The organism is Cupriavidus sp. FW306-01-F10A (assembly GCF_058782785.1).
The window spans coordinates 16,413-41,927 of the sequence record NZ_JBYSYA010000028.1 but is presented as its reverse complement, the minus strand read 5'-3'; the positions used below and the strand labels follow the sequence as shown (position 1 = coordinate 41,927).

The 25,515-nt window shown below is 66.3% G+C and carries 29 protein-coding genes; 23 read left to right on the top strand and 6 right to left on the bottom strand.

The features are described from left to right. Window positions 1-6 precede the first annotated feature (6 nt). The 14 genes from rplR (at window position 7) to dsbD (ending at window position 9,178) form a co-directional block, all read left to right on the top strand. Window positions 7-363, top strand: a complete 357-nt coding sequence (rplR, locus tag AC3WLF_RS27550) for a 50S ribosomal protein L18 (RefSeq protein ID WP_010812382.1) — start codon at window positions 7-9, stop codon at window positions 361-363. Between the two features lie 21 nt (window positions 364-384). Beyond that, a complete protein-coding gene (gene rpsE, locus AC3WLF_RS27545; RefSeq protein WP_006160449.1) occupies window positions 385-903 on the top strand; it encodes a 30S ribosomal protein S5 in 519 nt (172 codons plus the stop codon). A gap of 10 nt (window positions 904-913) precedes the next feature. Continuing rightward, window positions 914-1,096 carry a 50S ribosomal protein L30 gene (gene rpmD / locus AC3WLF_RS27540; protein WP_010812381.1) on the top strand — a complete coding sequence of 61 codons (183 nt, stop codon included), beginning with the start codon at window positions 914-916 and terminating at the stop codon, window positions 1,094-1,096. Between the two features lie 22 nt (window positions 1,097-1,118). Next, window positions 1,119-1,553: a 50S ribosomal protein L15 gene (gene rplO, locus AC3WLF_RS27535; RefSeq protein ID WP_010812380.1), complete on the top strand. Its 435-nt coding sequence runs from the start codon at window positions 1,119-1,121 to the stop codon at window positions 1,551-1,553. Window positions 1,554-1,596: 43 nt separating this feature from the next. After that, on the top strand, window positions 1,597-2,940 hold the full coding sequence (gene secY, locus AC3WLF_RS27530) for a preprotein translocase subunit SecY (protein ID WP_010812379.1): 1,344 nt from the start codon (window positions 1,597-1,599) through the stop codon (window positions 2,938-2,940). A gap of 23 nt (window positions 2,941-2,963) precedes the next feature. After that, window positions 2,964-3,182 (top strand): translation initiation factor IF-1, encoded by a 219-nt coding sequence (gene infA, locus AC3WLF_RS27525; protein WP_010812378.1) that lies wholly within the window; start codon window positions 2,964-2,966, stop codon window positions 3,180-3,182. 30 nt (window positions 3,183-3,212) lie between these two features. After that, window positions 3,213-3,329: a 50S ribosomal protein L36 gene (rpmJ, locus tag AC3WLF_RS27520; RefSeq protein ID WP_008642959.1), complete on the top strand. Its 117-nt coding sequence runs from the start codon at window positions 3,213-3,215 to the stop codon at window positions 3,327-3,329. A 19-nt stretch (window positions 3,330-3,348) separates the two neighbouring features. After that, window positions 3,349-3,714 carry a 30S ribosomal protein S13 gene (rpsM, locus tag AC3WLF_RS27515; RefSeq protein ID WP_010812377.1) on the top strand — a complete coding sequence of 122 codons (366 nt, stop codon included), beginning with the start codon at window positions 3,349-3,351 and terminating at the stop codon, window positions 3,712-3,714. A 24-nt stretch (window positions 3,715-3,738) separates the two neighbouring features. Then, window positions 3,739-4,137 (top strand): 30S ribosomal protein S11, encoded by a 399-nt coding sequence (gene rpsK / locus AC3WLF_RS27510; protein WP_010812376.1) that lies wholly within the window; start codon window positions 3,739-3,741, stop codon window positions 4,135-4,137. Window positions 4,138-4,438: 301 nt separating this feature from the next. Beyond that, window positions 4,439-5,062: a 30S ribosomal protein S4 gene (gene rpsD / locus AC3WLF_RS27505; RefSeq protein WP_013958240.1), complete on the top strand. Its 624-nt coding sequence runs from the start codon at window positions 4,439-4,441 to the stop codon at window positions 5,060-5,062. Window positions 5,063-5,229: 167 nt separating this feature from the next. Further along, window positions 5,230-6,210 (top strand): DNA-directed RNA polymerase subunit alpha, encoded by a 981-nt coding sequence (locus tag AC3WLF_RS27500; RefSeq protein WP_010812374.1) that lies wholly within the window; start codon window positions 5,230-5,232, stop codon window positions 6,208-6,210. Window positions 6,211-6,346: 136 nt separating this feature from the next. Further along, complete coding sequence (gene rplQ / locus AC3WLF_RS27495; RefSeq protein WP_010812373.1) at window positions 6,347-6,742, top strand: 50S ribosomal protein L17; 396 nt, start codon at window positions 6,347-6,349, stop codon at window positions 6,740-6,742. Window positions 6,743-6,851: 109 nt separating this feature from the next. Beyond that, on the top strand, window positions 6,852-7,208 hold the full coding sequence (gene cutA / locus AC3WLF_RS27490; RefSeq protein ID WP_492320436.1) for a divalent-cation tolerance protein CutA: 357 nt from the start codon (window positions 6,852-6,854) through the stop codon (window positions 7,206-7,208). A 71-nt stretch (window positions 7,209-7,279) separates the two neighbouring features. Beyond that, window positions 7,280-9,178: a protein-disulfide reductase DsbD gene (gene dsbD, locus AC3WLF_RS27485; RefSeq protein WP_492320435.1), complete on the top strand. Its 1,899-nt coding sequence runs from the start codon at window positions 7,280-7,282 to the stop codon at window positions 9,176-9,178. 25 nt (window positions 9,179-9,203) lie between these two features. On the opposite strand, the gene AC3WLF_RS27480 is transcribed toward dsbD, so the two are convergent. The 3 genes from AC3WLF_RS27480 to yihA form a co-directional block, all read right to left on the bottom strand. Then, entirely contained in the window at window positions 9,204-10,418 is a 1,215-nt protein-coding gene (locus AC3WLF_RS27480) for a magnesium transporter CorA family protein (protein ID WP_492320434.1), read from the bottom strand. A gap of 22 nt (window positions 10,419-10,440) precedes the next feature. Beyond that, the gene (gene hemB / locus AC3WLF_RS27475) at window positions 10,441-11,433 is read right to left on the bottom strand and encodes a porphobilinogen synthase (protein WP_492320433.1); all 993 of its coding nucleotides are present in this window, start codon (window positions 11,431-11,433) and stop codon (window positions 10,441-10,443) included. A gap of 264 nt (window positions 11,434-11,697) precedes the next feature. Beyond that, the gene (gene yihA, locus AC3WLF_RS27470) at window positions 11,698-12,399 is read right to left on the bottom strand and encodes a ribosome biogenesis GTP-binding protein YihA/YsxC (RefSeq protein WP_492294440.1); all 702 of its coding nucleotides are present in this window, start codon (window positions 12,397-12,399) and stop codon (window positions 11,698-11,700) included. Window positions 12,400-12,896: 497 nt separating this feature from the next. Between yihA and AC3WLF_RS27465 the strand changes: the two genes are divergently transcribed. The 8 genes from AC3WLF_RS27465 (at window position 12,897) to msrQ (ending at window position 21,026) form a co-directional block, all read left to right on the top strand. After that, window positions 12,897-13,556, top strand: a complete 660-nt coding sequence (locus AC3WLF_RS27465; RefSeq protein ID WP_010812367.1) for a c-type cytochrome — start codon at window positions 12,897-12,899, stop codon at window positions 13,554-13,556. A gap of 186 nt (window positions 13,557-13,742) precedes the next feature. Next, complete coding sequence (locus AC3WLF_RS27460; RefSeq protein WP_492359068.1) at window positions 13,743-15,929, top strand: cytochrome c biogenesis protein ResB; 2,187 nt, start codon at window positions 13,743-13,745, stop codon at window positions 15,927-15,929. A 49-nt stretch (window positions 15,930-15,978) separates the two neighbouring features. Then, the gene (ccsB, locus tag AC3WLF_RS27455; RefSeq protein ID WP_492320449.1) at window positions 15,979-17,145 is read left to right on the top strand and encodes a c-type cytochrome biogenesis protein CcsB; all 1,167 of its coding nucleotides are present in this window, start codon (window positions 15,979-15,981) and stop codon (window positions 17,143-17,145) included. Window positions 17,146-17,303: 158 nt separating this feature from the next. Then, window positions 17,304-17,744, top strand: a complete 441-nt coding sequence (locus AC3WLF_RS27450) for a COG4315 family predicted lipoprotein (protein ID WP_011616154.1) — start codon at window positions 17,304-17,306, stop codon at window positions 17,742-17,744. A gap of 27 nt (window positions 17,745-17,771) precedes the next feature. Then, complete coding sequence (locus AC3WLF_RS27445) at window positions 17,772-18,308, top strand: RNA polymerase sigma factor (RefSeq protein WP_492320431.1); 537 nt, start codon at window positions 17,772-17,774, stop codon at window positions 18,306-18,308. Next, window positions 18,305-19,144: an anti-sigma factor family protein gene (locus AC3WLF_RS27440; RefSeq protein WP_492357590.1), complete on the top strand. Its 840-nt coding sequence runs from the start codon at window positions 18,305-18,307 to the stop codon at window positions 19,142-19,144. Before AC3WLF_RS27445 ends, AC3WLF_RS27440 begins: the two co-directional genes overlap by 4 nt. A gap of 179 nt (window positions 19,145-19,323) precedes the next feature. Continuing rightward, the gene (msrP, locus tag AC3WLF_RS27435) at window positions 19,324-20,325 is read left to right on the top strand and encodes a protein-methionine-sulfoxide reductase catalytic subunit MsrP (protein ID WP_492359067.1); all 1,002 of its coding nucleotides are present in this window, start codon (window positions 19,324-19,326) and stop codon (window positions 20,323-20,325) included. Further along, entirely contained in the window at window positions 20,325-21,026 is a 702-nt protein-coding gene (msrQ, locus tag AC3WLF_RS27430; protein ID WP_492320428.1) for a protein-methionine-sulfoxide reductase heme-binding subunit MsrQ, read from the top strand. The genes msrP and msrQ overlap by 1 nt, the downstream gene beginning before the upstream one ends. Before the next feature lie 19 nt (window positions 21,027-21,045). On the opposite strand, the gene lysA is transcribed toward msrQ, so the two are convergent. Continuing rightward, window positions 21,046-22,305: a diaminopimelate decarboxylase gene (gene lysA / locus AC3WLF_RS27425; RefSeq protein ID WP_492320427.1), complete on the bottom strand. Its 1,260-nt coding sequence runs from the start codon at window positions 22,303-22,305 to the stop codon at window positions 21,046-21,048. A 2-nt stretch (window positions 22,306-22,307) separates the two neighbouring features. Continuing rightward, window positions 22,308-22,541, bottom strand: a complete 234-nt coding sequence (locus AC3WLF_RS27420; RefSeq protein WP_492320426.1) for a hypothetical protein — start codon at window positions 22,539-22,541, stop codon at window positions 22,308-22,310. A gap of 144 nt (window positions 22,542-22,685) precedes the next feature. Here AC3WLF_RS27420 and cyaY point away from each other — a divergent pair, with 144 nt between their 5' ends. Next, window positions 22,686-23,021 carry an iron donor protein CyaY gene (cyaY, locus tag AC3WLF_RS27415; protein WP_010812358.1) on the top strand — a complete coding sequence of 112 codons (336 nt, stop codon included), beginning with the start codon at window positions 22,686-22,688 and terminating at the stop codon, window positions 23,019-23,021. 71 nt (window positions 23,022-23,092) lie between these two features. Here cyaY and AC3WLF_RS27410 read toward each other — a convergent pair whose 3' ends face one another. After that, window positions 23,093-25,468, bottom strand: coding sequence for a penicillin-binding protein 1A (locus tag AC3WLF_RS27410; protein ID WP_492352804.1), 2,376 nt, complete (start codon window positions 25,466-25,468; stop codon window positions 23,093-23,095). Window positions 25,469-25,515: the final 47 nt, after the last annotated feature.

Sequence of the window (25,515 nt, the reverse complement as noted above, 5' to 3'; positions counted from 1 at the left end):
GCAATGATGAACAAGAAAGACGCTCGTTTGCGCCGTGCACGTCAGACCCGCGCCAAGATCGCGGAGATGAAAGTCAATCGTCTGACCGTGTTCCGTACGAATTCGCATATTTACGCCCAGGTTTTCTCGGAGTGCGGCACCAAGGTGCTGGCTTCCGCGTCGACCGCCGAGGTGGAAGTGCGCAAGGAACTGGATGGCAAGGGCGCTACCGCCGCTGCCGCCACCGTGGTTGGCAAGCGCATCGCCGAGAAGGCGAAGGCTGCCGGCGTGGAAACTGTCGCGTTCGATCGCGCCGGCTTCCGTTTCCATGGCCGCGTCAAGGCCCTGGCAGACGCCGCTCGCGAAGCCGGCCTGAAGTTCTAAGCGCATAGAGAGAGATACGTCATGGCAAAGATGCAAGCAAAAGTCCAACAGGACGAACGCGACGACGGCCTCCGCGAGAAGATGATCTCGGTCAACCGCGTCACCAAGGTGGTGAAGGGTGGCCGGATTCTCGGTTTCGCTGCGCTGACCGTGGTTGGTGACGGCGATGGCCGCATCGGCATGGGCAAGGGCAAGGCCAAGGAAGTGCCGGTTGCTGTTCAGAAGGCAATGGACGAAGCCCGTCGCAAGATGGTCAAGGTCTCGCTGAAGAACGGCACGCTGCAACACGAAGTCGTTGGCAAGCACGGCGCCGCCAAGGTGCTGATGATGCCCGCCAAGGAAGGTACCGGCGTGATCGCCGGCGGCCCGATGCGCGCGATCTTCGAAGTGATGGGCGTCACCAACGTGGTGACCAAGTCGCACGGCTCCACCAACCCGTACAACATGGTTCGCGCCACGCTGGACGGCCTTCAGAAGATGAGCACGCCGGGCGAAATCGCCGCCAAGCGTGGCAAGTCGGTCGAAGACATCCTGGGTTAAGGTGAACGCAATGTCGCAGAAAACCGTAAAAGTGCAACTCGTGCGCAGCCTGATCGGCACGCGCGAGGATCATCGCGCCACTGTTCGTGGCCTGGGCCTGCGCCGCATCAACTCGGTGTCGGAGCTGCAGGACACGCCCGCTGTGCGCGGCATGATCAACAAGGTCTCGTACCTGGTCAAGGTTCTGGCCTGATACCGGGAACTCGGAGAGCAAGATGCAACTGAACAACCTGAAACCGGCCGCCGGTTCGAAGCACGCCAAGCGTCGCGTCGGCCGCGGTATCGGCTCCGGCCTGGGCAAGACTGCCGGTCGCGGCCACAAGGGTCAGAAGTCGCGTTCGGGCGGCTTCCACAAGGTGGGCTTCGAAGGCGGTCAGATGCCGCTGTATCGTCGCCTGCCCAAGCGCGGCTTCACCTCGCTGACCAAGGCGTTCAACGCCGAAGTCACGCTGCGTGACATCGAGCGCCTGGAAGCGGCCGAAGTCGACCTGCTGGTCCTGAAGCAAGCTGGCCTGGTGGGCGAGCTGGTCAAGAGCGCCAAGGTCATCAAGGCTGGCGAACTGACCCGCAAGGTGACGATCAAGGGTCTGGGCGCCACCGCTGGCGCCAAGGCCGCGATCGAAGCCGCCGGCGGCCAGATCGCAGCCTGACAGGCATTTATCGCAGCATAGGCAGTTATAGTCGGAGCATCGTTTGGCCACGGCGAAACCCAATGCAAGCGCGCAAGCCAGGAACACGGCGAAGTACGGCGACCTCAAGCGCCGGCTGATGTTCCTGGTGCTGGCCCTGATCGTGTACCGCATCGGCGCTCATATTCCGGTGCCCGGTATCGATCCGGAGCAGCTTGCGAAGCTTTTCCAGAGTCAGTCGGGTGGCATCCTCGGGATGTTCAACCTGTTCTCGGGCGGGGCGCTGTCGCGCTTTACCGTCTTCGCGCTCGGCATCATGCCGTACATCTCGGCGTCGATCATCATGCAGTTGCTGACGATCGTGCTGCCGCAGCTGGAGGCGCTGAAGAAGGAAGGGCAGGCAGGGCAACGCAAGATCACGCAGTACACGCGCTACGGCACCGTGGTCCTGGCCACGTTCCAGGCGTTGTCGATTGCGGTGGCGCTGGAGTCGCAGCCTGGGCTGGTGCTGGATCCGGGCCTGATGTTCCGGGCCACGGCAGTGATTACGCTGGTGACCGGCACGATGTTCCTGATGTGGCTGGGTGAGCAGATCACCGAGCGTGGTCTGGGCAACGGCATCTCGATCATCATCTTCGGCGGTATCGCGGCGGGCCTGCCCAACGCGATCGGCGGACTGTTCGAACTGGTCCGCACGGGTTCCATGAGCATCATCGCGGCGATCTTCATCGTGGCGATCGTGATCGGTGTGACCTTCGCCGTGGTGTTCGTCGAGCGGGGCCAGCGCAAGATCCTGGTGAACTATGCCAAGCGTCAGGTCGGCAACAAGGTGTACGGCGGCCAGTCGTCGCACCTGCCGCTGAAGCTGAACATGGCAGGGGTGATTCCGCCGATCTTCGCATCGTCGATCATCCTGTTCCCGGCGACGATCGCGGGCTGGTTCACGTCCGACGCGACGGGTTCGGTTGGCGGGTTCATCAAGGACCTGGCTGCCACGCTGTCGCCGGGCCAGCCGGTCTACATCCTGCTGTACGCTGCTGCGATTGTATTTTTCTGCTTCTTCTACACGGCCCTGGTGTACAACAGCCGTGAAGTGGCAGACAACCTGAAGAAAAGCGGTGCCTTCATTCCGGGCATTCGTCCGGGCGAGCAGACGACGCGCTATATCGACAAGATTCTGGTGCGCCTGACGCTGGCTGGTGCGGTCTATATCACACTGGTCTGCCTGTTGCCGGAATTCCTGGTGCTGCGGTGGAACGTTCCGTTCTACTTTGGCGGAACCTCGCTGCTGATCATCGTGGTCGTCACGATGGACTTCATGGCTCAGGTTCAGTCTTACGTGATGTCGCAGCAATATGAGTCGCTGCTGAAGAAGGCGAATTTCAAGGGTAATCTGACCTTGCGCTGACTTCGGATCGGTACAGGCTAGGTATGGCAAAAGACGACGTCATCCAGATGCAGGGGGAGGTCCTGGAAAACCTTCCCAATGCGACGTTCCGGGTCAAGTTGGAAAATGGCCATGTAGTACTGGGCCATATCTCCGGCAAGATGCGAATGAACTACATCCGGATTCTTCCGGGTGACAAGGTGACGGTCGAGCTGACCCCATATGATCTGTCGCGCGCACGAATCGTCTTCCGGACGAAGTGAGCGAACAGGAATTGAAGGAAGAGGAAAATTATGAAAGTGCTGGCTTCTGTTAAGCGCATTTGCCGCAACTGCAAAATCATCAAGCGCAACGGTGTCGTGCGCGTGATCTGCTCGTCGGATCCCCGCCACAAGCAACGCCAAGGCTAATCGGAAAGAGGATTGACGAATGGCACGTATCGCAGGGGTTAACATCCCGAACCACAAGCACACCGAAATCGGCCTGACGGCCATTTATGGTGTCGGCCGCTCGCGCGCTCGCAAGATTTGCGAGGCCACCGGTGTACCGTTTGACAAGAAGGTCAAGGATCTGACCGACGCCGACCTGGAAAAGCTTCGTGACGAAGTGGGCAAGGTCACGGTCGAGGGTGACCTGCGTCGTGAAACCACGATGAACATCAAGCGTCTGATGGACCTTGGTTGCTATCGTGGCATGCGTCACCGCAAGGGCCTGCCCATGCGCGGTCAGCGTACCCGGACCAATGCCCGCACCCGCAAGGGTCCGCGCAAGGCCGGCGTGGCTCTGAAGAAGTAAAGCCGAAGGCAGAGGAAGAAACTAATGGCAAAAGGTCCGAATAACGCCGCTCGCGCGCGTAAAAAGGTCAAGAAGAACGTTGCCGACGGCATTGCGCACGTCCACGCCTCGTTCAACAACACCATCATCACGATCACCGACCGCCAGGGCAACGCCCTGTCGTGGGCGACCGCCGGTGGCCAGGGCTTCAAGGGTTCGCGCAAGTCGACCCCGTTCGCTGCCCAGGTTGCTGCCGAGAACGCCGGCCGCGTGGCGCAAGACCAGGGCATCAAGAACCTGGAAGTGCGCATCAAGGGCCCCGGCCCGGGTCGTGAATCGGCTGTCCGCGCGCTGAACGCGCTGGGCATCAAGATCGCGATCATCGAAGACGTCACGCCGATTCCGCACAACGGCTGCCGTCCGCCGAAGCGCCGCCGCATCTGAGCGTTGGTGTGTCCGGGCCCGGTGGGTTTACCTGCCGGTTTCGGATATGGTAATATGGCGCGTTGACCTGCTGCATTTTAATGCGGCAGGTTTTCGTTTTGCGTCGAGGGAATGTCTCTTACGGCACATTCCCATGCCGGCGCACCGTAAATGCTTGCAGCGTCGTACCGGCAACGGGACGCGCTTAATAAGCCCACCGTCCGTCACGGTCTCCCGGGTGCAGAAATGCACTGCGGAGGTACTGCGTTGACGGACTCGCGGCGCGTCTTGAAGGCGTCGCGATCGATCAAAGGAAGACAACGTGGCACGTTATACCGGCCCGAAGGCCAAACTTTCCCGCCGTGAAGGCACCGACCTGTTCCTGAAGAGCGCCCGTCGCTCGCTCGCCGACAAGTGCAAGCTGGACAGCAAGCCGGGCCAGCACGGCCGCACCTCGGGTGCACGCACCTCCGACTATGGCAACCAGCTGCGTGAAAAGCAGAAGGTCAAGCGCATCTACGGTGTGCTCGAGCGCCAGTTCCGCCGCTACTTCGCCGAAGCCGACCGCCGCAAGGGCAACACCGGCGAAAACCTGCTGCAACTGCTGGAATCGCGCCTGGACAACGTCGTGTACCGCATGGGCTTTGGCTCGACCCGCGCTGAAGCGCGCCAGCTGGTGTCCCACAAGGCGATTCTGGTGAACGGTCAGACCCTGAACGTGCCGTCGGCCCAGATCAAGTCTGGCGACGTCGTCACCATCCGCGAACAGTCGAAGAAGCAAGTCCGTATCGCTGAATCGCTGTCGCTGGCCGAGCAGTCGGGCTTCCCGACCTGGGTGGCCGTGGATTCGAAGAAGTTCGAAGGCACCTTCAAGCAAGTGCCGGATCGCGCCGATATCTCGGGCGACATCAACGAAAGCCTGATCGTCGAACTGTACTCGCGTTAATCACGCGAGCGGAACGGCCCAGAGCTTGCGTTCGCCGCAAAGCTTCCCTTCCAGCCCGACGCGCTGTACGCGCGGTCGGGCTTCGCCCATCTCGCGATGGGATTTTCAGGTTCCAAACGTCAGCCTTATCGGTGTAACGAGCCGAGGGTATTGAAAAGGACAACCTAATGCAAACAGCACTCCTCAAGCCAAAAATCATCGCCGTCGAGCCTCTGGGCGACCATCACGCCAAAGTCGTGATGGAGCCGTTCGAGCGCGGCTACGGCCATACGCTCGGTAACGCCCTGCGTCGCGTGCTGCTGTCGTCGATGGTCGGTTATGCACCGACCGAAGTCACGATCGCTGGGGTGGTCCACGAGTATTCCACCATCGACGGCGTGCAGGAAGACGTCGTCAACCTGCTGCTCAATCTGAAGGGCGTGGTGTTCAAGCTGCACAACCGCGACGAAGTCACGGTGTCGCTGCGCAAGGATGGCGAAGGTGTGGTCACGGCTGCCGATATCGAGCTGCCGCACGACGTCGAGATCATCAACCCGAACCACGTGATCGCCCATCTGTCGGCCGGCGGCAAGCTGGACATGCAGATCAAGGTCGAGCAAGGCCGCGGCTATGTGCCGGGCAACGTGCGCAAGTTCGGCGACGAGTCGGGCAAGGTCATCGGCCGCATCGTGCTGGACGCCTCGTTCTCGCCGGTGCGCCGCGTCTCGTACGCGGTTGAATCCGCTCGCGTGGAACAGCGTACCGACCTGGACAAGCTGGTGATGAACATCGAAACCGACGGCGTGATCTCGCCCGAGGAAGCGATCCGCCAGTCGGCCCGTATCCTGGTCGACCAGCTGTCCGTGTTCGCAGCGCTGGAAGGCACCGAGTCGGCAGCCGAAGCTGCATCGAGCCGTACGCCGCAGATCGACCCGATCCTGCTGCGCCCGGTCGACGACCTGGAACTGACGGTGCGTTCGGCCAACTGCCTGAAGGCCGAGAACATCTACTACATCGGCGACCTGATCCAGCGTACCGAGAACGAACTGCTCAAGACTCCTAACCTGGGTCGCAAGTCGCTCAACGAGATCAAGGAAGTCCTCGCCTCGCGTGGCCTGACCCTCGGCATGAAGCTCGAGAACTGGCCGCCCGCAGGTCTGGAGAAGTAATTGTGGCGCGGGGCATTGGTCCCGCACCGCGGTAACCGCCCTGGCTTCTCGCCAGGGCTCGTATGACTACCGGCCCGCGTCCAGCCGCATCGGACGATAGAAGAGCTGGTCAAACACTTAACTGAAAGGAATCATCATGCGTCACCGTCATGGTCTGCGGAAACTGAACCGCACCTCGTCGCACCGTCTCGCGATGCTGCGCAACATGTCCAACTCGCTGTTCCAGCACGAGCTGATCAAGACCACCGTGCCCAAGGCCAAGGAACTGCGCAAGGTTGTCGAGCCGCTGATCACGCTGGCCAAGAAGGACACCGTTGCCAACCGCCGCCTGGCTTTCGCCCGCCTGCGCGACCGCGACATGGTCACCAAGCTGTTCACCGAACTGGGCCCGCGCTACGCCACCCGTCCGGGCGGCTACACCCGCATCCTGAAGTTCGGTTTCCGTCAGGGCGACAATGCGCCGATGGCGCTGGTCGAACTGGTGGATCGTCCGGAAATCACCGAAGCCCCGGCTGAAGAAGCCGCGGAATAAGGTTGGTTTCCCGACCCGTCGCTGCGACGGGTCCGGGCACACCGCTTTACAATCGAGCCAGGCATCCGCCTGGCTCTTTTGTTTTTGGGACGCCGCAAGGAGAGTGTCGATGCAAAGTCATACCGACCCGGCCGAGGTGATCGTCGTGATCACCAATGCCCCCGATGCCGAGACTGCCGCGCACCTGTCGCAGGTAGTGCTGCAGGCGCGCGCCGCCGCCTGCGTGAACCGCCTGGCGCCGGTCGAGTCCGAGTACTGGTGGCAGGGCAAGCTGGAGCGCGCGCAGGAGTGGCCGCTGCTGATCAAGACCACGCGTGCACGTTACGCTGCGCTGGAGGCCGTGATCCGGCAACATCACCCCTACGACGTGCCGGAACTCATAGCGTGGCCGGTGACGGCTGGTTACGCGCCGTACCTGGCCTGGGTCCGTAGCGAGACCGAGACCGCCTCAGCGCCGGCAAAGTAGGGGCAACCGCGCCCGCAGCGCAGCAGCAGGTACGCCGGCCCCCCAGTTCAAGACAGACAGGAAACAGCGAGATGACCATTGGTTTGGCACTTCCGGAGCGCGCGCTCGGGCAGGACTGGGCGCGGCATATTGCCGCAGCGCTGCTGGCGGCATTGGCCTGGGTGTGCCTGGCGGGCGGCGTGCATGCCGCCACCGAGGACGACTTCCTGCCGCCGGAGCAGGCCTTCCGCTTCGCCGCGAGCCAGCTTGACGACAAGACGGTCGAGGTGCGCTTCGAGGTTGCCCCCGGCTACTACATGTACCGCGAGCGCTTCGCCTTTGCCGCGCAACCCGCCGACGTGAAACTGGGAACGCCGGCGTATCCGCCCGGCAAGGTCAAGTTCGACGAGACCTTCGGCAAGGAGATGGAGACCTACCGCGACAGCGTGGTCATCCGCGTGCCGGTGGAGGCGGCTCCGGCCGACGGCAAGTGGTCGCTGACGGTCACCTCGCAGGGCTGCGCCGACAAGGGCCTGTGCTATCCGCCGATGGAGAGCGTGTACAAGGTCGGCGGCAGCGGGCTTGCCGACCTGTTCGGCAAGCGCGGGCGCTCGGATGCGCCGGCGGCCGTGCCTGCCCCTGCGCCAGCCGCCCCCGCGGTGCTGCGCGCCGACGACAGCGACCGCATCGCCGGCGCGCTGGCGAGCCGCAACTTGGCCCTGATCGCCGCGCTGTTCTTCGGGCTGGGCCTGCTGCTGACGTTCACCCCGTGCGTGCTGCCGATGGTGCCGATCCTGTCCTCGATCGTCGTGGGCGAGCATGTCACGCGCGGCCGTGCGCTGGTGGTGTCGCTGGCCTACGTGCTGGGCATGGCGGTGGTGTACACCGCGGTTGGCGTGGCTGCCGGGCTGCTGGGCGAGGGCCTGTCGGCCGCACTGCAAACACCGTGGGTGCTGGGCCTGTTCGCGGCGCTGATGGTGGCGCTGGCGCTGTCGATGTTCGGGCTGTACGAGCTGCAACTGCCGCAGCGCTGGCAGACCCGCCTGACCGAATCGTCGAACCGCCGCCAGGGCGGCCAGGTGGCGGGTGCGGCGGCGATGGGCGCGATTTCGGCGCTGATCGTCGGGCCCTGCGTCACTGCGCCGCTGGCCGGGGCGCTGGCCTATATCGCGCAATCCCGCGATGCCGTGATCGGCGGCGCGGCGCTGTTCGCCATGGCGCTGGGCATGGGCGTGCCGCTGGTGCTGGTGGGCGTGGGCGCGGGCAACCTGCTGCCGCGGGCCGGGCGCTGGATGGAGGTCACCAAGCGCTTCTTCGGCTTCCTGCTGCTGGGCGTGGCGCTGTGGATGCTGGGGCCGGTGCTGCCGGCCTGGGCCTCGATGCTGGCGCTGGCGGCGCTGCTGCTGGTGGCGGCGGTGTTCCTGGGCGCCTTTGACGGCCTGGGCCCGGATCCGCGCAACCTGGCGCGGGTGGGCAAGGGCGTGGGCGTGCTGTTCGCGATCGCAGCGGCCATCGTGCTGATCGGCGTGGCCTCGGGCGGGCGCGATCCGCTGCAGCCGCTGTCGCACCTGAGCGTGGGACGCGGTGGCGCAGAAGGCGCTGCCGGCGCGCAGGCGGTGCGCTTCGAGCGCGTGCGCAGCGTGGCCGAGCTCGATGCCCGCGTGGCGCAGGCCGCCGCCGCAGGCAAGCCGGTGCTGCTGGATTTCTACGCCGACTGGTGCGTCAGCTGCAAGGAAATGGAGCGCATGACCTTCGTCGATCCGCGCGTGCGCGCGCGGCTGTCCGAGATCGTGCTGCTGCAAGCGGACGTGACCGCCAACAATGCCGACGACAAGGCGCTGCTCAAGCGCTTCGGCCTGTTCGGGCCGCCCGGCATCATCCTGTTCGGGCCTGACGGGCGCGAGCGCCCGGTGCGCGTGATCGGCTACCAGTCGGCCAACCGCTTCCTGGAAAGCCTGGAGCGGGCCTTCGGCACGCGTACCAGCACCTGAGGCGTACCTTGGTGCTGCGCTGCGGCTACCGTTCCAGCCGCCGCCCCAGCGCCCACAGCGCGGCCAGCCCCAGCGCCACGGCGCCCATCAGGCCGATCGACCACCAGAACCCGTGCGGCTCGCGCAGCCAGGGCATGCGGTCGAAGTTCATACCGAAGACACCGGTGATCAGTGTCAGCGGCATGAACAGCGCCGTGATCAGCGTCAGCGCGCGCATGGTGCGGTTGGTCCGGTGCGCCACGGCGGAGAAGTGGATCTGCACCGCCGACTCGATCGAATCCTCCAGCCGGCGCGCGTGCGCCAGCACGCGCTGGATATGCTCCATCACGTCGTTGATGCGCACCAGCAGCACCTCGTCACGCCCCGGCGCATTGGCCGGGCCGCCGGGCTGGTCGCTGCTGTAGCGGTTGTCGAGCAGGCTGTCGCGGAATTCCTGCAGCGCGTCGCGTTGCTCTTCGCTCAGGTGCTCCAGCTTGCGCAGCTGGATGCGGGCATCCAGCAGTCCCTCCCAGCTTGAGAAGCTGCGGCGCGAATTGAGCAGCGCGCGCTGCCAGCGGTCGAGCTGGCGCGTCAGCGGCGCGCGCAGTTCCAGGTAACGGTCGACCATTGCATTGAGCAGGCGCAGCATCAGGTCCTCGGGCCGGCTGGGCGGGCGCACGCCGTGCAGCAGCGGCTGGCCGTTGCCGCGCACGGGCGTGGCCTGCGGGCGTGGTGCCTGGCATAGCTCGACCAGGCGCTGGCGCACCTGGTCAACGGTGCGCGATTGCCCCGAGCGCACCGTGACCAGCACCGTGTCGAACACGAAAAACGTGACCGGCTGGGTGTCGATCTTGGCCAGTGCCGGGAGGAAGCCGGGCGGATAGCGCTTCTGGCGGGCGGCGGACTCGGCAGCGGACGGCTTCGCCGTGCCGGCCGCAGGGTCCTGCGGCTCGGCCTCGGCGATGGCGCGGCTGGTCTCGAAGGTGAGCTTGCGGAAGATCACCATGTCGTACGCATTGGTCGTATCGAAATACGACGGATGCGCGGCATTGGTGGCGTCGGCCAGGTGCAGGTCCAGGATCGGCGCGCCGGCAAGCTGGCGCACGCTCTCGCGCCAGGCATCCGGCGCGGCGGTGACTTCCTCGGTGGAGAAATCCGCCCAGACGAACAGCGACGCGGCATTGCCGCCGAGGAAGTTGCCCGCGTCGGTGAGCGAGGCGAGCGGGTGTACCTGGCTGGCCGAGAAGCCTAGCAGTTCCATAGGCGCTCTGTCGGTTGGCCGCTCAGGCCGTCAGCAGCCGCGCGGCGTCGCGCGCGAAATAGGTTAGGATGCCGTCGGCGCCGGCGCGGCGGAAGGCCAGCAGCGATTCCATCATCACCTTGTCGTGGTCCAGCCAGCCGTTCTGCGCGGCGGCCTTGAGCATCGCGTACTCGCCGCTGACCTGGTAGACGTAGGTGGGGAAGCGGAACTCGTCCTTCACGCGGCGCACGATGTCCAGGTACGGCATGCCGGGCTTGACCATCACCATGTCGGCGCCTTCCAGGATGTCCTGTGCCACTTCGCGCAGGGCTTCGTCGGTATTGGCCGGATCCATCTGGTAGGTCATCTTGTTGCCCTTGCCCAGGTTGGCGGCCGAGCCCACCGCGTCGCGGAAGGGGCCGTAGAACGCCGACGCATACTTGGCCGAGTACGCCATGATGCGCGTATGGATATGGCCGTTGTCTTCCAGCGCAGTGCGCACCGCGCCGATGCGGCCATCCATCATGTCGGACGGGGCCACGATGTCGACACCGGCTTCGGCCTGTGCCAGTGCCTGGCGCACCAGGATCTCGACGGTCACATCGTTGATGACATAGCCGTTGTCGTCCAGCACGCCGTCCTGGCCGTGGCTGGTGTACGGGTCGAGCGCCACGTCGCAGAGCACGCCGAGCTCGGGGAAGCGGTCCTTGAGCGCGCGCACGGCACGCGGCACCAGGCCCTCGGGGTTGGTGGCCTCGATGCCGTCCGGCGTCTTCAGCGACGGGTCGATCACCGGGAACAGCGCGATCACCGGGATGCCCAGCTTGACGCAGTCTTCGGCCACCGGCATCAGCAGGTCGACCGACACGCGCTCGACGCCCGGCATCGACCCCACCGCCTGGCGCTGGTTCTGGCCGTCGAGGATGAAGACGGGGTAGATCAGGTTGTCCGGCGACAGGCGATGCTCGCGCATCATGCGGCGGGAGAAATCATCGCGGCGCATGCGGCGCGGGCGGTATTCGGGGAAGGTGGACATGGCGGGCTTCTTGACTGTAGGGCTGGACAGGAAAGCGGGCCGGCAAGCACGGCGCGCGCGGCAAAGCGCGGTCCAAAGCCGCTGGCCGAAGAAAAACTAAACTTTTGAGCGTGCCCGCTATCATACTCGCGGACACTTTGCGTTGCGCCCTGCGTGGCGCGGTGTCTCCCGCTACTCCTCCCTGAGCGGGTACCCGCCCCAGCGGCGGGAAAGTTTGTCCCCGTTGCTTGCAGCGGGGCTTTTTTTTGCGTGCTGACCTGGTGATTACACTGCGGGATCGGCAGCAGGCGGCTCGCTCTTCTCCGCTGCGGACCGGGCTTCGGCCTTCTGCGCTTCCGGCAGGTTGAGCCAGCCGGCGATCACGCCCTGCGCCTCTTCGATGCCGCGGCGCTTCAGGCTGGAGAAGAGCTGTGCCGTCATCGGCACCGGTGTTTCCATCTGCTCGGCGTAGCCCTGCAGCATCTTGCGGGTCTCGCGCAGCGCCTTGGCGTTGTCGCTGTTGGTCAGCTTGTCGGCCTTGGTCAGCAGCACGTGGATGGGGCGCCCCGTCGGCAGGAACCACTCCACCATCTGGCAATCGAGATCCGTGAACGGACGGCGCGCGTCCATCATCAGGATCAGGCCGGACAGTTGCTGGCGCGTCTGCACATAGTCGCTCAGCAGTCCCTGCCAGTGGTACTTGGCCGAGCCCGAGACCTCGGCATAGCCGTAGCCGGGCAGGTCGACCAGGAAGGCGAGCGGGTCGGGCGCCTTGACCGGCGCCACCGAGAAATAGTTGATGTGCTGCGTGCGCCCGGGGGTGCGCGACGAGAACGCCAGCCGCTTCTGGTTGCACAGGATGTTGATGGCCGTGGACTTGCCGGCGTTGGAGCGGCCGGCGAACGCCACCTCCGGCACGGCCGTGGCGGGCAGGTCGCGCAGGTGGTTCACGGTGATGAAGAAGCGGGCCTGGTGAAGAAGGGACATGCGCTAGAGCGGTGGGGCGGGCCGCGGAGGCTGTGCGCATTGCGCATGCCGGGGCCGGGGTCTCGCCAGGGTGGGATGGCTGGCGGCCTGGGCCGCCCGCCGGGGTTGATCTGGCGCAGCCCGAAAGGGGCATGACAAGGCGCAAGGCATCAATCCGGCACATAACTTATTGTACAATACGCCGGTTTACGGTCTCCTGAACGGGTGACGCGTGGCATCCATGGCCGCGTGCCTCGACTGCCGTCGTCCGGGCGGGAAGCCTAGTGTGTCGTTCCATCGTGGGCAGGGCCTTTGCCCCGCATTGCGCGTTGCACCGGAGGGTGCGGCGGCGGGAGCGGGCTGGCGGGGTCTGCCGCCACGGCCAGCGCTTTGCGGATCGGTCAGCCGCGCGCGGGTGGCCACGATACCAGCCTTTGCACCGGCGCGTCCTCACCGCCGGCAAAGCGCCGGGGCGGCACGCATCACGGTATCCAAAACAATTCAGAGAAGGTGTGCGAATGAACCGCATTGCGAAGATTCTGGGTGTCCTGGCTTTGGCCGTTCCTGCCGCCGCCCTTTCCGGAATGGCATCTGCCGCAGAGCAGGCCGCCGCAAAGGCTGACCCGGCCAAGGGTGAAACGCTGTACACGCAAGGTGCCCCCGACCGCAATGTGCCCGCCTGCCTGAGCTGCCACGGCGCCGCCGGCAACAGCGCTGCCGCCGCCAACCCGAAGCTGGCCGCCCAGCATCCCGAGTACGTCCACAAGCAGCTGGCCGACTTCAAGTCCAAGGCACGCAACAACGCGATCATGGTGCCGATGGCATCGGTACTGACCGACGAGGAAATGCGCAACGTCGGCGCCTACCTGGCCAAGCAGTCGCTCAAGCCGGCCACCGCCAAGAACAAGGACACCATCGAAGCCGGCCAGAAGATCTACCGCGGCGGCATCGCAGCCAAGGGCGTGCCCGCCTGCGCCGCCTGCCACGGTCCTACTGCCGCCGGCATCCCCGCCCAGTACCCGCGCATCGGCGGCCAGTGGGCGGACTATACCGAGGCACAACTGGTGGCATTCCGCCAGGGCACCCGCAAGAACAACCCGGTCATGACAACCATCGCCGCCAAGATGTCGGATGCCGAGATCAAGGCGGTGGCGGATTACGTCGCCGGCGTTCGATAACGATTCCGCGACTCCGCTGGCGCCCGCCAGGCGCCGGCGCGTTGGTTTGGCGGTCCCCCGTTCCGGCGGGTGGCCGCGGCATGCAACCGAACGCGCCTGTCACAATCGAAAAGGGTGGCCTGCTTGCCAAAGCATGTCCGCCCTTTTTTCATTTCCAGCCGCACGTTGTTTTAGGTTTCCCTGCACATGTCGACCGCTTCCACTTCAGGGCTGCACCTGAAGACCTCTCACCGCGTGCTGCGCGACGCGGTCGAATTGTTGTCCTCGATGCGCTTCGCGATCGCGCTGCTGACGGTGATCTCCATCGCCAGCGTGATCGGCACCGTGCTCAAGCAGAACGAGCCGTATCCCAACTACGTCAACCAGTTCGGGCCGTTCTGGGCCGATGTGTTCCACACGCTGTCGCTGCAGAAGGTCTACGGTTCCTGGTGGTTCCTGCTGATCCTGGCCTTCCTGGTGGTGTCGACCAGCCTTTGCCTGATCCGCAATGCGCCCAGGATGGTGGCGGACATGCGCTCGTGGAAGGACCATGTGCGCGAGCGCAGCCTGCGCGCCTTCCATCACCGCGGCGAATTCGACGGCGCGCGCCCGCGCACCGAGGCGGTGAGCCGCCTGTCGGCGCTGCTGCGCAACCGCGGCTACCGCCTCAAGGCGGTCGAGCATGACGGCGCCACGCTGCTGGCGGCCAAGGCTGGCGCGGCCAACAAGGCCGGCTATATCCTGGCGCACACCGCCATCGTGGTGATCTGCATCGGCGGCCTGCTGGACGGCGACCTGCTGATCCGCGCGCAGATGTGGCTGGGCGGCAAGACCCCGATCAGCGGCAACGCGGTCATCAGCGAGATCCCGCCGCAGCACCGGCTGTCGGCGAGCAACCCGGGCTTTCGCGGCAACGCCTACGTGCCCGAGGGCTCGACCGTCTCCACCGCGATCCTGAACATTTCGGACGGCGCGCTGGTGCAGGACCTGCCGTTCGCGATCACACTCAAGAAGTTCAAGGTCGATTTCTACGAGACCGGCATGCCCAAGCTGTTTGCCTCGGATGTGATCGTGACCGACCGCGCGACCGGCAAGCAGACCGAGGCCACCATCAAGGTGAACGAGCCCCTGATCGTCGACGGCATCGCCATCTACCAGTCCAGCTTCGAGGACGGCGGCTCGCGCCTGAAATTCGTCGGCTACCCGATGCAGGGCAGCGGCCACGCCAGCTTCACCATCGATGGCGCGGTGGGCGGCAACAAGCCGCTGGCGGGCACCGGCACCAGCGCCGACAGCGATGGCCTGACGGTCGAGTTCAGCGACTTCCGGCTGATGAATATCGAGAACGTCACCGATGCCTCGGGCAAGCCCGACGCGCGTGGCGTGGCGCGCAAATCGTTCAACGAGACCCTGGAAAAGCACCTGGGCGCCGCCGCCAGCACCGACCGCGCCAAGACGCTGCGCAATGTCGGCCCGTCGGTGCAATACAAGCTGCGCGACCGCACCGGCCAGGCGCGCGAGTTCAACAACTACATGGTGCCGGTGCAGATGGACGGCCAGTCGGTGTTCCTGGCCGGCATGCGCGAATCGCCCAGCGAACAATTCCGCTATCTGCGCATCCCCGCCGACGACCAGGGCAGCGTGGCCGACTGGATGCGCCTGCGCGCCGCGCTGCAGGACCGCGCGCTGCGCGGCGAGGCCGCGCGCCGATTTGCGCTGGCCTCGATGCCGGGCGATGACAAGGTCGACCTGCGCCGCCAGCTGGCCGAAAGCTCGCTGCGTGCGCTCGACCTGTTCGCAGGCGCCACGCGGCCTACGCCGGATTCGCCCCCGGGCGGCTTCACCGCGATCGCCGCGTTCCTGGAGAAATCCGTGCCCCCGGCCGAGCAGCAGAAGGCCGCCGACGTGCTCCTGAAGATCCTGAACGGGTCGATGTGGGAGCTGTGGCAGCTGGCGCGCGCCCAGGACAAGCTGCCGGTGGTAGCCAACAGCGCCCAGAGCGGCACCTTCCTGCAGCAGGCCATCAACGCGCTGTCGGACAGTTTCTTCTACGGCGCGCCGGTGTTCCTGCAGCTCGACGACTTCAAGGAGATCAAGGCCAGCGTGTTCCAGCTGACCCGTGCGCCGGGCAAGAACATCGTGTATCTTGGCTGTCTGCTGCTGGTGCTGGGCGTGTTCGCGATGTTCTATATCCGTGAGCGCCGGGTCTGGATCTGGGTGAAAGACAAGCCCGCCGAGGGCGACACCGAGCCTGGCAGCCATGTGCTGATGGCGATGTCGACCCAGCGCCGCACGATGGATTTCGAAAAGGAATTCACGGCGCTGCGCGACGATATCGGCCGCGCCGCAGGGGGCCGCAGCGAGGCGCCCGAGCCCGCCGGCACCCCCCACTGAATTGAGCAGGTACGCTATGTCCTCAAATGTGAACCAGGCCGGTCCCGCCATGCGCGGCACCACGCGCGCCGACACCGGCGCTGACGAGGCCTATCTCGAACCTTCCTTCCTGCGCCGCCTGACCTGGGTGGACTGGCTCTTTGCGCTGGCGCTGGCAGTTGGCGCCGGCGTGGCGCTGTCGCAATACGGGCAGTGGATGGACGGCTACGACAAGGCCGTGCTGATCGGCGCCGTGCCTGCGTTCGCACTGCTCGGCTGGCACTGGAAGGCGGTGCGCCCGCTGATGCTGGCGCTCACCGCGCTGTCGCTGTTCGCGATCCAGCTCTACCAGGGGCAGCTGGCGCGCGCGGACCAGGCCTTCTTCCTGAAGTATTTCCTGTCAAGCCAGTCGGCCATCCTGTGGATGAGCGCGCTGGTGTTCCTGTCCACGCTGTTCTACTGGCTCGGGCTGGCGGCGCGCTCGAACACGGGCTACAGCATCGGCAGCAAGCTGTGCTGGGGCGCGGTGGTGCTGGGCTTCACCGGCCTGCTGGTGCGCTGGTACGAGTCCTACCTGATCGGCACGGACATCGGCCACATCCCCATTTCCAACCTGTATGAAGTGTTCGTGCTGTTCACGCTGATCACTTCGCTGTTCTACCTCTACTACGAAGGCCGCTACGCCACGCGCGCGCTGGGCCCGTTCGTGATGCTGGTGGTGTCGGCCGCGGTGGGCTTCCTGCTGTGGTACACGGTCAGCCGCAATGCGCAGGAGATCCAGCCGCTGGTGCCGGCGCTGCAAAGCTGGTGGATGAAGATCCACGTGCCGGCCAACTTTATCGGCTACGGCACCTTTGCGCTGGCGGCGATGGTCTCGGTGGCCTACCTGCTCAAGCAGCGCGGCATCCTGGCTGAACGCCTGCCATCGCTGGAGCTGCTCGATGATGTGATGTACAAGGCCATCGCAGTCGGCTTTGCCTTCTTCACCATCGCCACCATCCTGGGCGCGCTGTGGGCGGCCGAGGCCTGGGGCGGCTACTGGAGCTGGGACCCGAAGGAAACCTGGGCGCTGATCGTCTGGCTGAACTACGCGGCGTGGCTGCACATGCGGCTGATGAAGGGCCTGCGCGGCACGGTGGCGGCCTGGTGGGCGCTGGTCGGCCTGCTGGTGACGACCTTTGCGTTCCTGGGCGTCAACATGTTCCTGTCGGGCCTCCACAGCTACGGCGAACTGTGACGCGGCGCCATGCTGCAATGCAAAACCTGCCTCCGGGCAGGTTTTTTTTCGTCTTTTTTCAATTTTTCTGGATGCCCATGGAATAAAGGCGTCACATCCGGTGTTTACTTGAGGAGCGGTGCCGGCTGGCGGTACCGGTTTGTATGGAGAACAAGATCATGGCACGTGTGCGTCTTACCACTGCAGCATCCCTCGTTCGTCCCGCCGCGCTCGCGCTCGGCTGTGCGGCTGTCCTGCTCGCCGGTTGTTCCGGCATGGGCCTGGGCGGTGGCGGCGGCGCCGGCAACTTGCCGCCCACGGTGAAGGTGACCAGTGGCGTGCTGACCGATCCGCAGGGCCTGACGCTGTACACCTTCGACCGCGACACCGCCGGCAGCGGCAAGAGCGCCTGCAATGGCCCGTGCGCCACCAACTGGCCGCCGCTGATGGCCGCGCCTGGCAGCAATGCGTCGGGCCAGTACACCATCATCACGCGCGATGACGGCGGCAAGCAGTGGGCGTACCGCGGCATGCCGCTGTACCGCTTTGCCAAGGACGCCAAGCCGGGCGACCGCACCGGCGACAACCTCAACAACGTCTGGCACGTGGCCAAGCCCTGACGCTTCGGCAGCCACCGCAGCCACGGCATGGAAGGGTTTGACGGCCAGCTCGTCGCGCTGGCGCCGCGGCTGCGGCGCCATGCGCGCGGCCTCACCGGCGACGCGGCGCTGGCCGACGACCTGGTGCAGGACACGCTCGAGCGCGCGCTGCGCTACCGCTGGCGCTTCCGCCTGCGCCCCGGCGCCTGGTGGGGCGACGGCGCCGATGGCCTGCTGCCGTGGCTGCTGACCCTGATGCACCGCCTGCGCCTGAATACCGTGCGCAGGAAGGAACTGGTGGTCACCACCGAGACGCTGCCCGAGGTCAGCGCCCCCGCTGACGACCCCGGCCTGCGCCGCGACCTGGTGCAGGCGCTGGCGCAACTGCCGGAGGCGCAGCGCGCGGTGCTGCTGCTGGTCAGCCTGGAACAACTGACGTACGCCGAGGCCGCGCGCGTGCTCGATATTCCGCAGGGCACGGTGATGTCGCGCCTGGCGCGGGCGCGCGAGCAGATGCGGCGGCTGCTCGACGGCGCCGGCCCGGCCCGGCCTGCCGCCGCCAGCCCCCTGCAGCGGGTGAAATGATGTCCGCCATCCACGAAGCCGATCTACATGCCTACGCCGATGGCCAGCTTTCCGGCGCGCGGCGCGCCGCCGTGGAGGCGTACCTGGCGCAGCACCCGGAGGCGGCGGCACAGGTCGCAGTCTGGCGCCGGCAGGCCGATGCCCTGCACGGGGCGCTGGATCCCGTACTGAACGAACCCGTACCGCTCGCGGCCTTGCCGCCGGGGCTGCACGGAGATCGCAAGCGCAATGCCGCGCGAACCAAGCCGCGCTGGGCCATGGCGCTGGCGGCCACCTGCGCGTCGGTGGCGCTGCTGGCGGTGGGCGGCGCTCTCGGCTGGCTGGCGCATGACCGCCTTGGCAGCAGCACGCTGGTGCTGGCGCCCGGTGAGCGCTTTGCGCGCGAGGCGCTGGCGACGCACGCGGTCTACGCTCCGGAAATGCGCCACCCGGTTGAAGTCGCGGCGACGGAAGAGGCCCACCTGATCGCATGGCTGTCCAAGCGCCTGGGCACGGCGCTGCAGGTGCCGGACCTGCGCGCGCAGGGCTTCCACTTGATCGGCGGCCGCCTGGGCGTGGCCGAAGGCGGCCCGTCGGCCATCCTGATGTATGAAGCGGACGACGGTACGCGCCTGTCGCTGCAGCTGCGGCGCATGGCACAGGGCACGCCCGATACGGGCTTCCGCGTCGAGCGCATGCCAGGCGCAGGCTCCAGGCGGCCAGCCGCCGGCCGCGACCCGATGATGGCCTTCTACTGGATCGACCGCGACCTGGGCTTTGCGCTGGCGGGCCCGCTGGAACGGGCGCGGCTGCTCACGGTGGCGCAGGTGGTGTACCAGCAGTACCAGGGCGGATAGCCGCGCGCGAGGTGCCGGCGGCACATTGCGTGTGCCTGGCACCTCATGATCCGCGGCATTCCGACGCAGGCACAAAAAACTGTCAGGACTGGCCCGCACTCTCCGACCAAGGCCAGAGTCCAATCCTGCAAGCGTGTGGGCGCGACCGGCGCCGGCACGGCCAGGCAACGAGGAAAACCATGATGATCCCTACCCCCAAATGGTTGCGCGGCGGCGATATCGCCGCCGGCGAGATCACGCCCCGTCACGTCTTCGAAGCGCGCCGCCGCGTGCTGGCGCTGGCCGCAGCCGGCGCCGCCGGCAGCACGCTGGCGCCGTGGTTCGCGCGCCAGGCCCTGGCGCAGGGGCAGCACGGCCAGAAGCTGGCCGCCACGCCCAACAACGCCTATGTCATCACCGACAAGCGCACGCCCTTCGAGGACGTCACCACCTACAACAACTTCTACGAATTCGGCACCGACAAGTCCGACCCGGCGCGCAACGCCGGCACGCTGCGCCCGCGCCCATGGCAGGTGTCGGTGGAGGGGCTGGTGAAGAAGCCCAAGGTCTATGACCTGGACGAGCTGATGAAGCTGGCGGCAATGGAAGAGCGCGTCTACCGCCTGCGCTGCGTGGAGGGTTGGTCGATGGTGATCCCGTGGATCGGCTACCCGCTGGCCGAGCTGATCCGGCGCGTCGAGCCGCAGCCTGGTGCCAGGTACATCCAGTTCATCACGCTGGCCGACAAGAAGCAGATGCCCGGCGTCAGCAGCGGCGTGCTCGACTGGCCGTACAGCGAGGGCCTGCGCATGGACGAGGCCATGCACCCGCTCGCGCTGCTGACTTTCGGCCTGTACGGCGAGGTCCTGCCCAACCAGAACGGCGCGCCGGTGCGCATGGTGGTGCCGTGGAAGTACGGCTTCAAGAGCGCCAAGTCGATCGTGAAGATCCGCTTTGTCGACAAGCAGCCGCCCACCAGCTGGAACCTGGCCGCGCCGCAGGAATACGGCTTCTATTCGAACGTGAACCCGGACGTGGACCATCCGCGCTGGAGCCAGGCTACCGAGCGCCGCATCGGCGAGGAGCGCGGCAGCGGCTTTGGCGCGTTGTTCGCACCCAAGCGCAAGACCCTGCCGTTCAATGGCTACGGCCAGCAGGTGGCGTCGCTGTACCAGGGCATGGACCTGAAGAAGTTTTTCTGATGCAAGGCGAGCGCATGGCTACCTCTTCCACCAGCGCCGCCGCCGTGGCGGCGCGCAAGCCGGCCGGCCTGGCCACGCTGTCGCCGCAGCGCGTGCGCGCGCTCAAGCTTGCGGTCTGGCTGCTGGCGCTGCTGCCGTTCGTACGGCTGCTGTACCTGGGGGCCACGGAGCAGTTCGGCGCCAATCCGCTTGAATTCGTGACGCGCTCCACCGGCACCTGGACGCTGGTGATGCTGTGCCTGACGCTGACCATCACCCCGCTACGCCGCCTCACCGGCTGGAACTGGCTGATCAAGCTGCGGCGCATGCTGGGCCTGTTCGCGTTCTTCTACGGCCTGCAGCACTTCCTGCTGTGGATCGGCGTGGACCGCGGATTTGACCTCGCCTACATGATCAAGGACGTGTACAAGCGGCCCTTCATCACGGTCGGGTTCACCGCCTTCATGCTGATGGTCCCGCTGGCGCTGACCTCGACCAACGGTATGGTGCGCTGGCTGGGCGGCAAGCGCTGGCAGGCGCTGCACAAGCTGGTCTATGCGATCGCGGTGCTGGCCATCCTGCACTACTGGTGGCACAAGGCGGGCAAGAACGACTTTGGCGAAGTGTCGATCTACGCGGCGGTGGTGTTCATGCTGCTGGGGATGCGGCTGTGGTGGCGGCTGCGCAAGCCCGCCGAGGGGGTGCGCCAGCCCGCCACGTAGGCGGGCCGGGCTTTGGGATTTAATCCTGCAGCAGGCGTTCGTCGCGGAACAAGTCCTCGACCAGTTCGCGCTCGCGCACCAGGTGCACCCTGGCGCCATCGACCATCACTTCGGCGGCGCGCGGGCGGGTGTTGTAGTTGGAGCTCATGGTGAAGCCGTAGGCGCCGGCCGACATCACTGCCAGCAGGTCGCCCGGCTGCACTGCCAGCGCGCGGTCGCGGCCGAGCCAGTCACCGGATTCGCACACCGGGCCGACGATGTCGTAGGTCACCGCTTGCGCGTCGCGCAGCACCACCGGCTCGATGCGGTGGTAGGCCTCGTACATGGCCGGGCGAGCCAGGTCGTTCATGGCGGCATCGACGATGCAGAAGTTCTTGGCCGCGCCGGGCTTGAGGAACTCCACCTGCGTCAGCAGCACGCCGGCGTTGCCCACCAGCGAGCGGCCCGGCTCGAACAGCACCTCGCGGTGGCCGTGGCCGCGCGCGGCCACGCGTTCCAGCAGCGTGGTGGCAAAGCCGGTGATGTCCGGCGGGGTTTCGTCGGTGTAGGTGATGCCCAGGCCGCCGCCCACGTCGATATGCTCCAGGCGGATGCCGTCGCGCTCGAGCGCCTCGACCACGTCCAGCACCTTGTCCAGCGCTTCCAGATAGGGCTCGACCTCGGTGATCTGCGATCCGATATGGCAGTCGATGCCGGTCACTTCCAGGTGCGGCAGCGCGGCCGCGGCGCGGTAGGTCGGCAGCACGTCCTCGAAGGCGATGCCGAACTTGTTGCCCTTCAGGCCGGTGGAGATATACGGGTGCGTCTTGGCGTCGACGTCCGGGTTGATGCGCAGCGACACGCGCGCACGCTTGCCCACGCGGCCGGCCACTTCGTTGAGGCGGTCCAGCTCGGGGATCGACTCGACATTGAAGCAACGCACGTCATGTGCCAGCGCCAGTTCCATTTCCGCCGCGCTCTTGCCCACGCCCGAGAACACCACCTTGCGCGGGTCGCCGCCGGCGGCCAGCACGCGCTTGAGTTCGCCGCCCGAGACGATGTCGAAGCCGGCACCGAGCTTGGCAAGCACCTGCAGCACCGCCAGGTTGGAGTTTGCCTTCATGGCGTACTGGACCTGCGCCTTGCGGCCCTGGCAGGCGGCGGCGTAGGCCTGGTAGGCAGCGGTCAGCGCCGCGCGCGAGTACACATAGGTCGGCGTGCCGAATTCAGCAGCGATGCGCGCCAGCGGCACCTGCTCGACGGCAAGCGCGCCGTCCTGGCGATGGAAAAATGCGGTCATGGTTATCGGGTGGTGGAGGCGGCAGGGGACGAGGCCGGCTGCGCGGCGGGGGCAGGGGTGGCGGGCGGGGCCGGCATGGCATCGGCGCGGCCCAGGCCCGGATCCGTCACGGTCGGCGGGGTCGGCTCGGGCGGCACTTTGGGCATGGTCAGCGGCCCGCGGATGCCGCATCCGCCCAGTAGGGGCATCGCAAGGGCGGCGGCAAACGCCGATACAATCGCAACACGACGCAGCATCGGGTCGTCCTTTAGGCTGTTGGCAAGGCGTTGGATGGCCCGCGCGCAACGGCCGGGCATCCGAAGGATTCTTAACAAAAAAGCCGTTCGCGCCACGTACGCCCGGTCCGGGCAGCGGCGGCAACGGCGGTCTCGGAGTTTAGCATGCCCCCCTTGAGCGAAAGCGAGTTCCTGGCCCTGGCCACGCAGGAGCTGGACCGCATCGAAGCCACGGTCGAGGCGGCCGCCGACGCGGCCGACGCCGATATTGAGATCAGCCGCACCGGCAACGTGATGGAGCTGGAGTTCGAGAACGGCACCAAGATCATCATCAACAGCCAGGCGCCGATGCAGGAACTGTGGGTGGCCGCGCGCGCCGGCGGCTTCCACTTCCGCCGCGACGGCGAGCGCTGGATCGACACCCGCAACGGCGGCGAGCTGTACGCGGCGCTGTCGGGCTACGTCAGCGAGCAGGCCGGCGCGGCCCTCACGCTGGGCTGACGCAAAGCCTGCCTCGCGGCAAAAGAAAAGCCGGCCTCGTGGGCCGGCTTTCCGCTGTCTGGCGGCCGTGATCAGGCGCCGCCGAACATCTCCAGGATCTTCTTCTTCTCGGTCTCGGTGTCGGCCGGCGCGTTGGTCGACTCCTCCGGCTTGCCCGGCCACGGATCGCCCAGGCCCACCGAAGCCACCCCGGCGCCGCCGGCATTCTCTTCGAAGGTCCAGTCGCCGCCCACCATCAGCACGCCTTCCGGCGCAGGGCGCTCCGGCGACTCCGGCACGCCCTTGAGCGCCTTGCTCATGTAGCCCACCCAGATCGGCAGCGCCAGGCCGCCACCGGTTTCGCGCACGCCCAGGCTCTTGGGCTGGTCGTATCCCATCCAGGCGATTGCCACCAGGTTGGGCGTGTAGCCGGCAAACCAGGCATCGACCGCGTCGTTGGTGGTGCCGGTCTTGCCCGCCAGGTCGTTGCGGCCCAGGCGCTGCTTGGCACTGTTGGCGGTGCCTATGCGCACCACGTCGCGCAGCATGGTGTCGGCGAGAAAGGCGGTGCGTGCGTCAAGCACGCGCACGGCGTCGGTGCCGGCGCGCTGCGGCTGGGTTTCGGAGATCACGTTGCCGCGCGCGTCCACCACCTTCTGGATCAGGTACGGGTTGATGCGGTAGCCGCCGTTGGCGAACACCGAGTACGCGCCCGCCATCTGCAGCGGCGTCACGGCGCCCGAGCCCAGCGCCATCGGCAGGTAGGCCGGGTGCTTGTCGGCCTCGAAGCCGAAGCGCGTGATGTAGTCCTGCGCGTACTGCGTGCCGATCGCGCGCAGGATCCGCACCGAGACCAGGTTCTTGGACTTGGCCAGCGCGCGGCGCATGGTCATCGGGCCCTCGAAGCGGCCGTCATAGTTCTTCGGTTCCCACACCTGGCCGCCGGTATCGGGGCCGATCGTCAGCGGTGCGTCGTTGATCACCGTGGCCGGCGAGAAGCCCTTTTCCAGCGCGGCCGAGTAGATGAACGGCTTGAAGCTGGAACCCGGCTGGCGCCAGGCCTGGGTCACGTGGTTGAACTTGTTGCGGTTGAAGTCGAAGCCGCCCACCATCGAACGGATCTCGCCGTCCTGCGGGTTGATCGACACGAACGCCGCGGCCACTTCCGGCAGCTGGGTCACCGACCAGTTGCCTTTCTCGTCCTGGGTCACGCGGATGACCGCGCCGGGGCGCATCTTCATCTTGGGTTGCGCGTTGGACGACAGCGACGGCGCGATAAAGCGCAGCGCCGAGCCCTCGATGGTTGCCACTTCGCCGGACAGCAGCGTCGCCTTCACCTGCTTGGCCGACACGCTGGTGACCACGGCCGAGCGCAGGTCGCCGCTGCCGGGGTGCTCGACCAGCGCATCGTCGATGGCCTGCTCGCGCTCGGCCGGGTCGGAAGGCAGGTCGATAAAGGCCTCGGGGCCGCGGTAGCCGTGCTTGCGCTCGTAGTTCATGATGCCGGTGCGCACCGACTCATAGGCGGCGTCCTGGTCCGGCTTGGTCAGCGTGGTGTAGACCGTCAGGCCGCGCGTGTAGGTTTCTTCGCGGTACTGCGCGTACATCAGCTGGCGCACGATCTCGGCGACGTATTCGGCGTGGGTCGAGAACTCGTTGCCCTCGGTGCGCACCTTCAGCTCGGCATGCACGGCCTGCTCGTACTGGTCGGGCGTGATATAGCCCAGGTCGCGCATGCGCTGCAGGATGTACTCCTGGCGCACCTTGGCGCGGCGCGGGTTGACCACCGGGTTGTACGCCGACGGCGCCTTGGGCAGGCCGGCCAGCATGGCGGCCTCGGCCGGCGTCACTTCGCGCACCGACTTGCCGAAGTACACGCGCGCGGCGCTGTCGAAGCCGTAGGCGCGCTGCCCCAGGTAGATCTGGTTCATGTACAGCTCGAGGATCTGGTCCTTGTTCAGGTTGGCCTCGATCTTGTACGCCAGCAGCATCTCGTAGATCTTGCGCGTGTAGGTCTTCTCGCTGGACAGGAAGAAGTTGCGCGCCACCTGCATGGTGATGGTGGAGGCGCCCTGCGACAGCCCGCCGCGCAGGTTGGCCAGCCCGGCGCGCAGCACGCCGACGAAGTCGACGCCGCCGTGCTCGTAGAAGCGGTCGTCCTCGATCGCCAGGACCGCTTTTTTCATCACGTCCGGAATCTCGGCGATGGGCACGAAGTTGCGCCGCTCTTCGCCGAATTCGCCGATCAGCACATTGTCCGCGGTGTAGATGCGAAGCGGGATCTTGGGCCGGTAGTCGGTGATGGTGTCCAGCGAAGGCAGGTTGGGCGCGGCCACCAGCAGCGCGTAGCCGAGCAGCAGCGCAATCACGACGGCACCGGCGACAACCAGTCCGACCGCCCAGAACATGAGCCGCGTCCAGATCGGACGGCGGGCAGGGTGGGACGGCTTGTGTTGTGCGGTGGCCATAAGGGAAATACCTAGTCAGGGGTGCCCGGGATTATATCTTCCGGCAT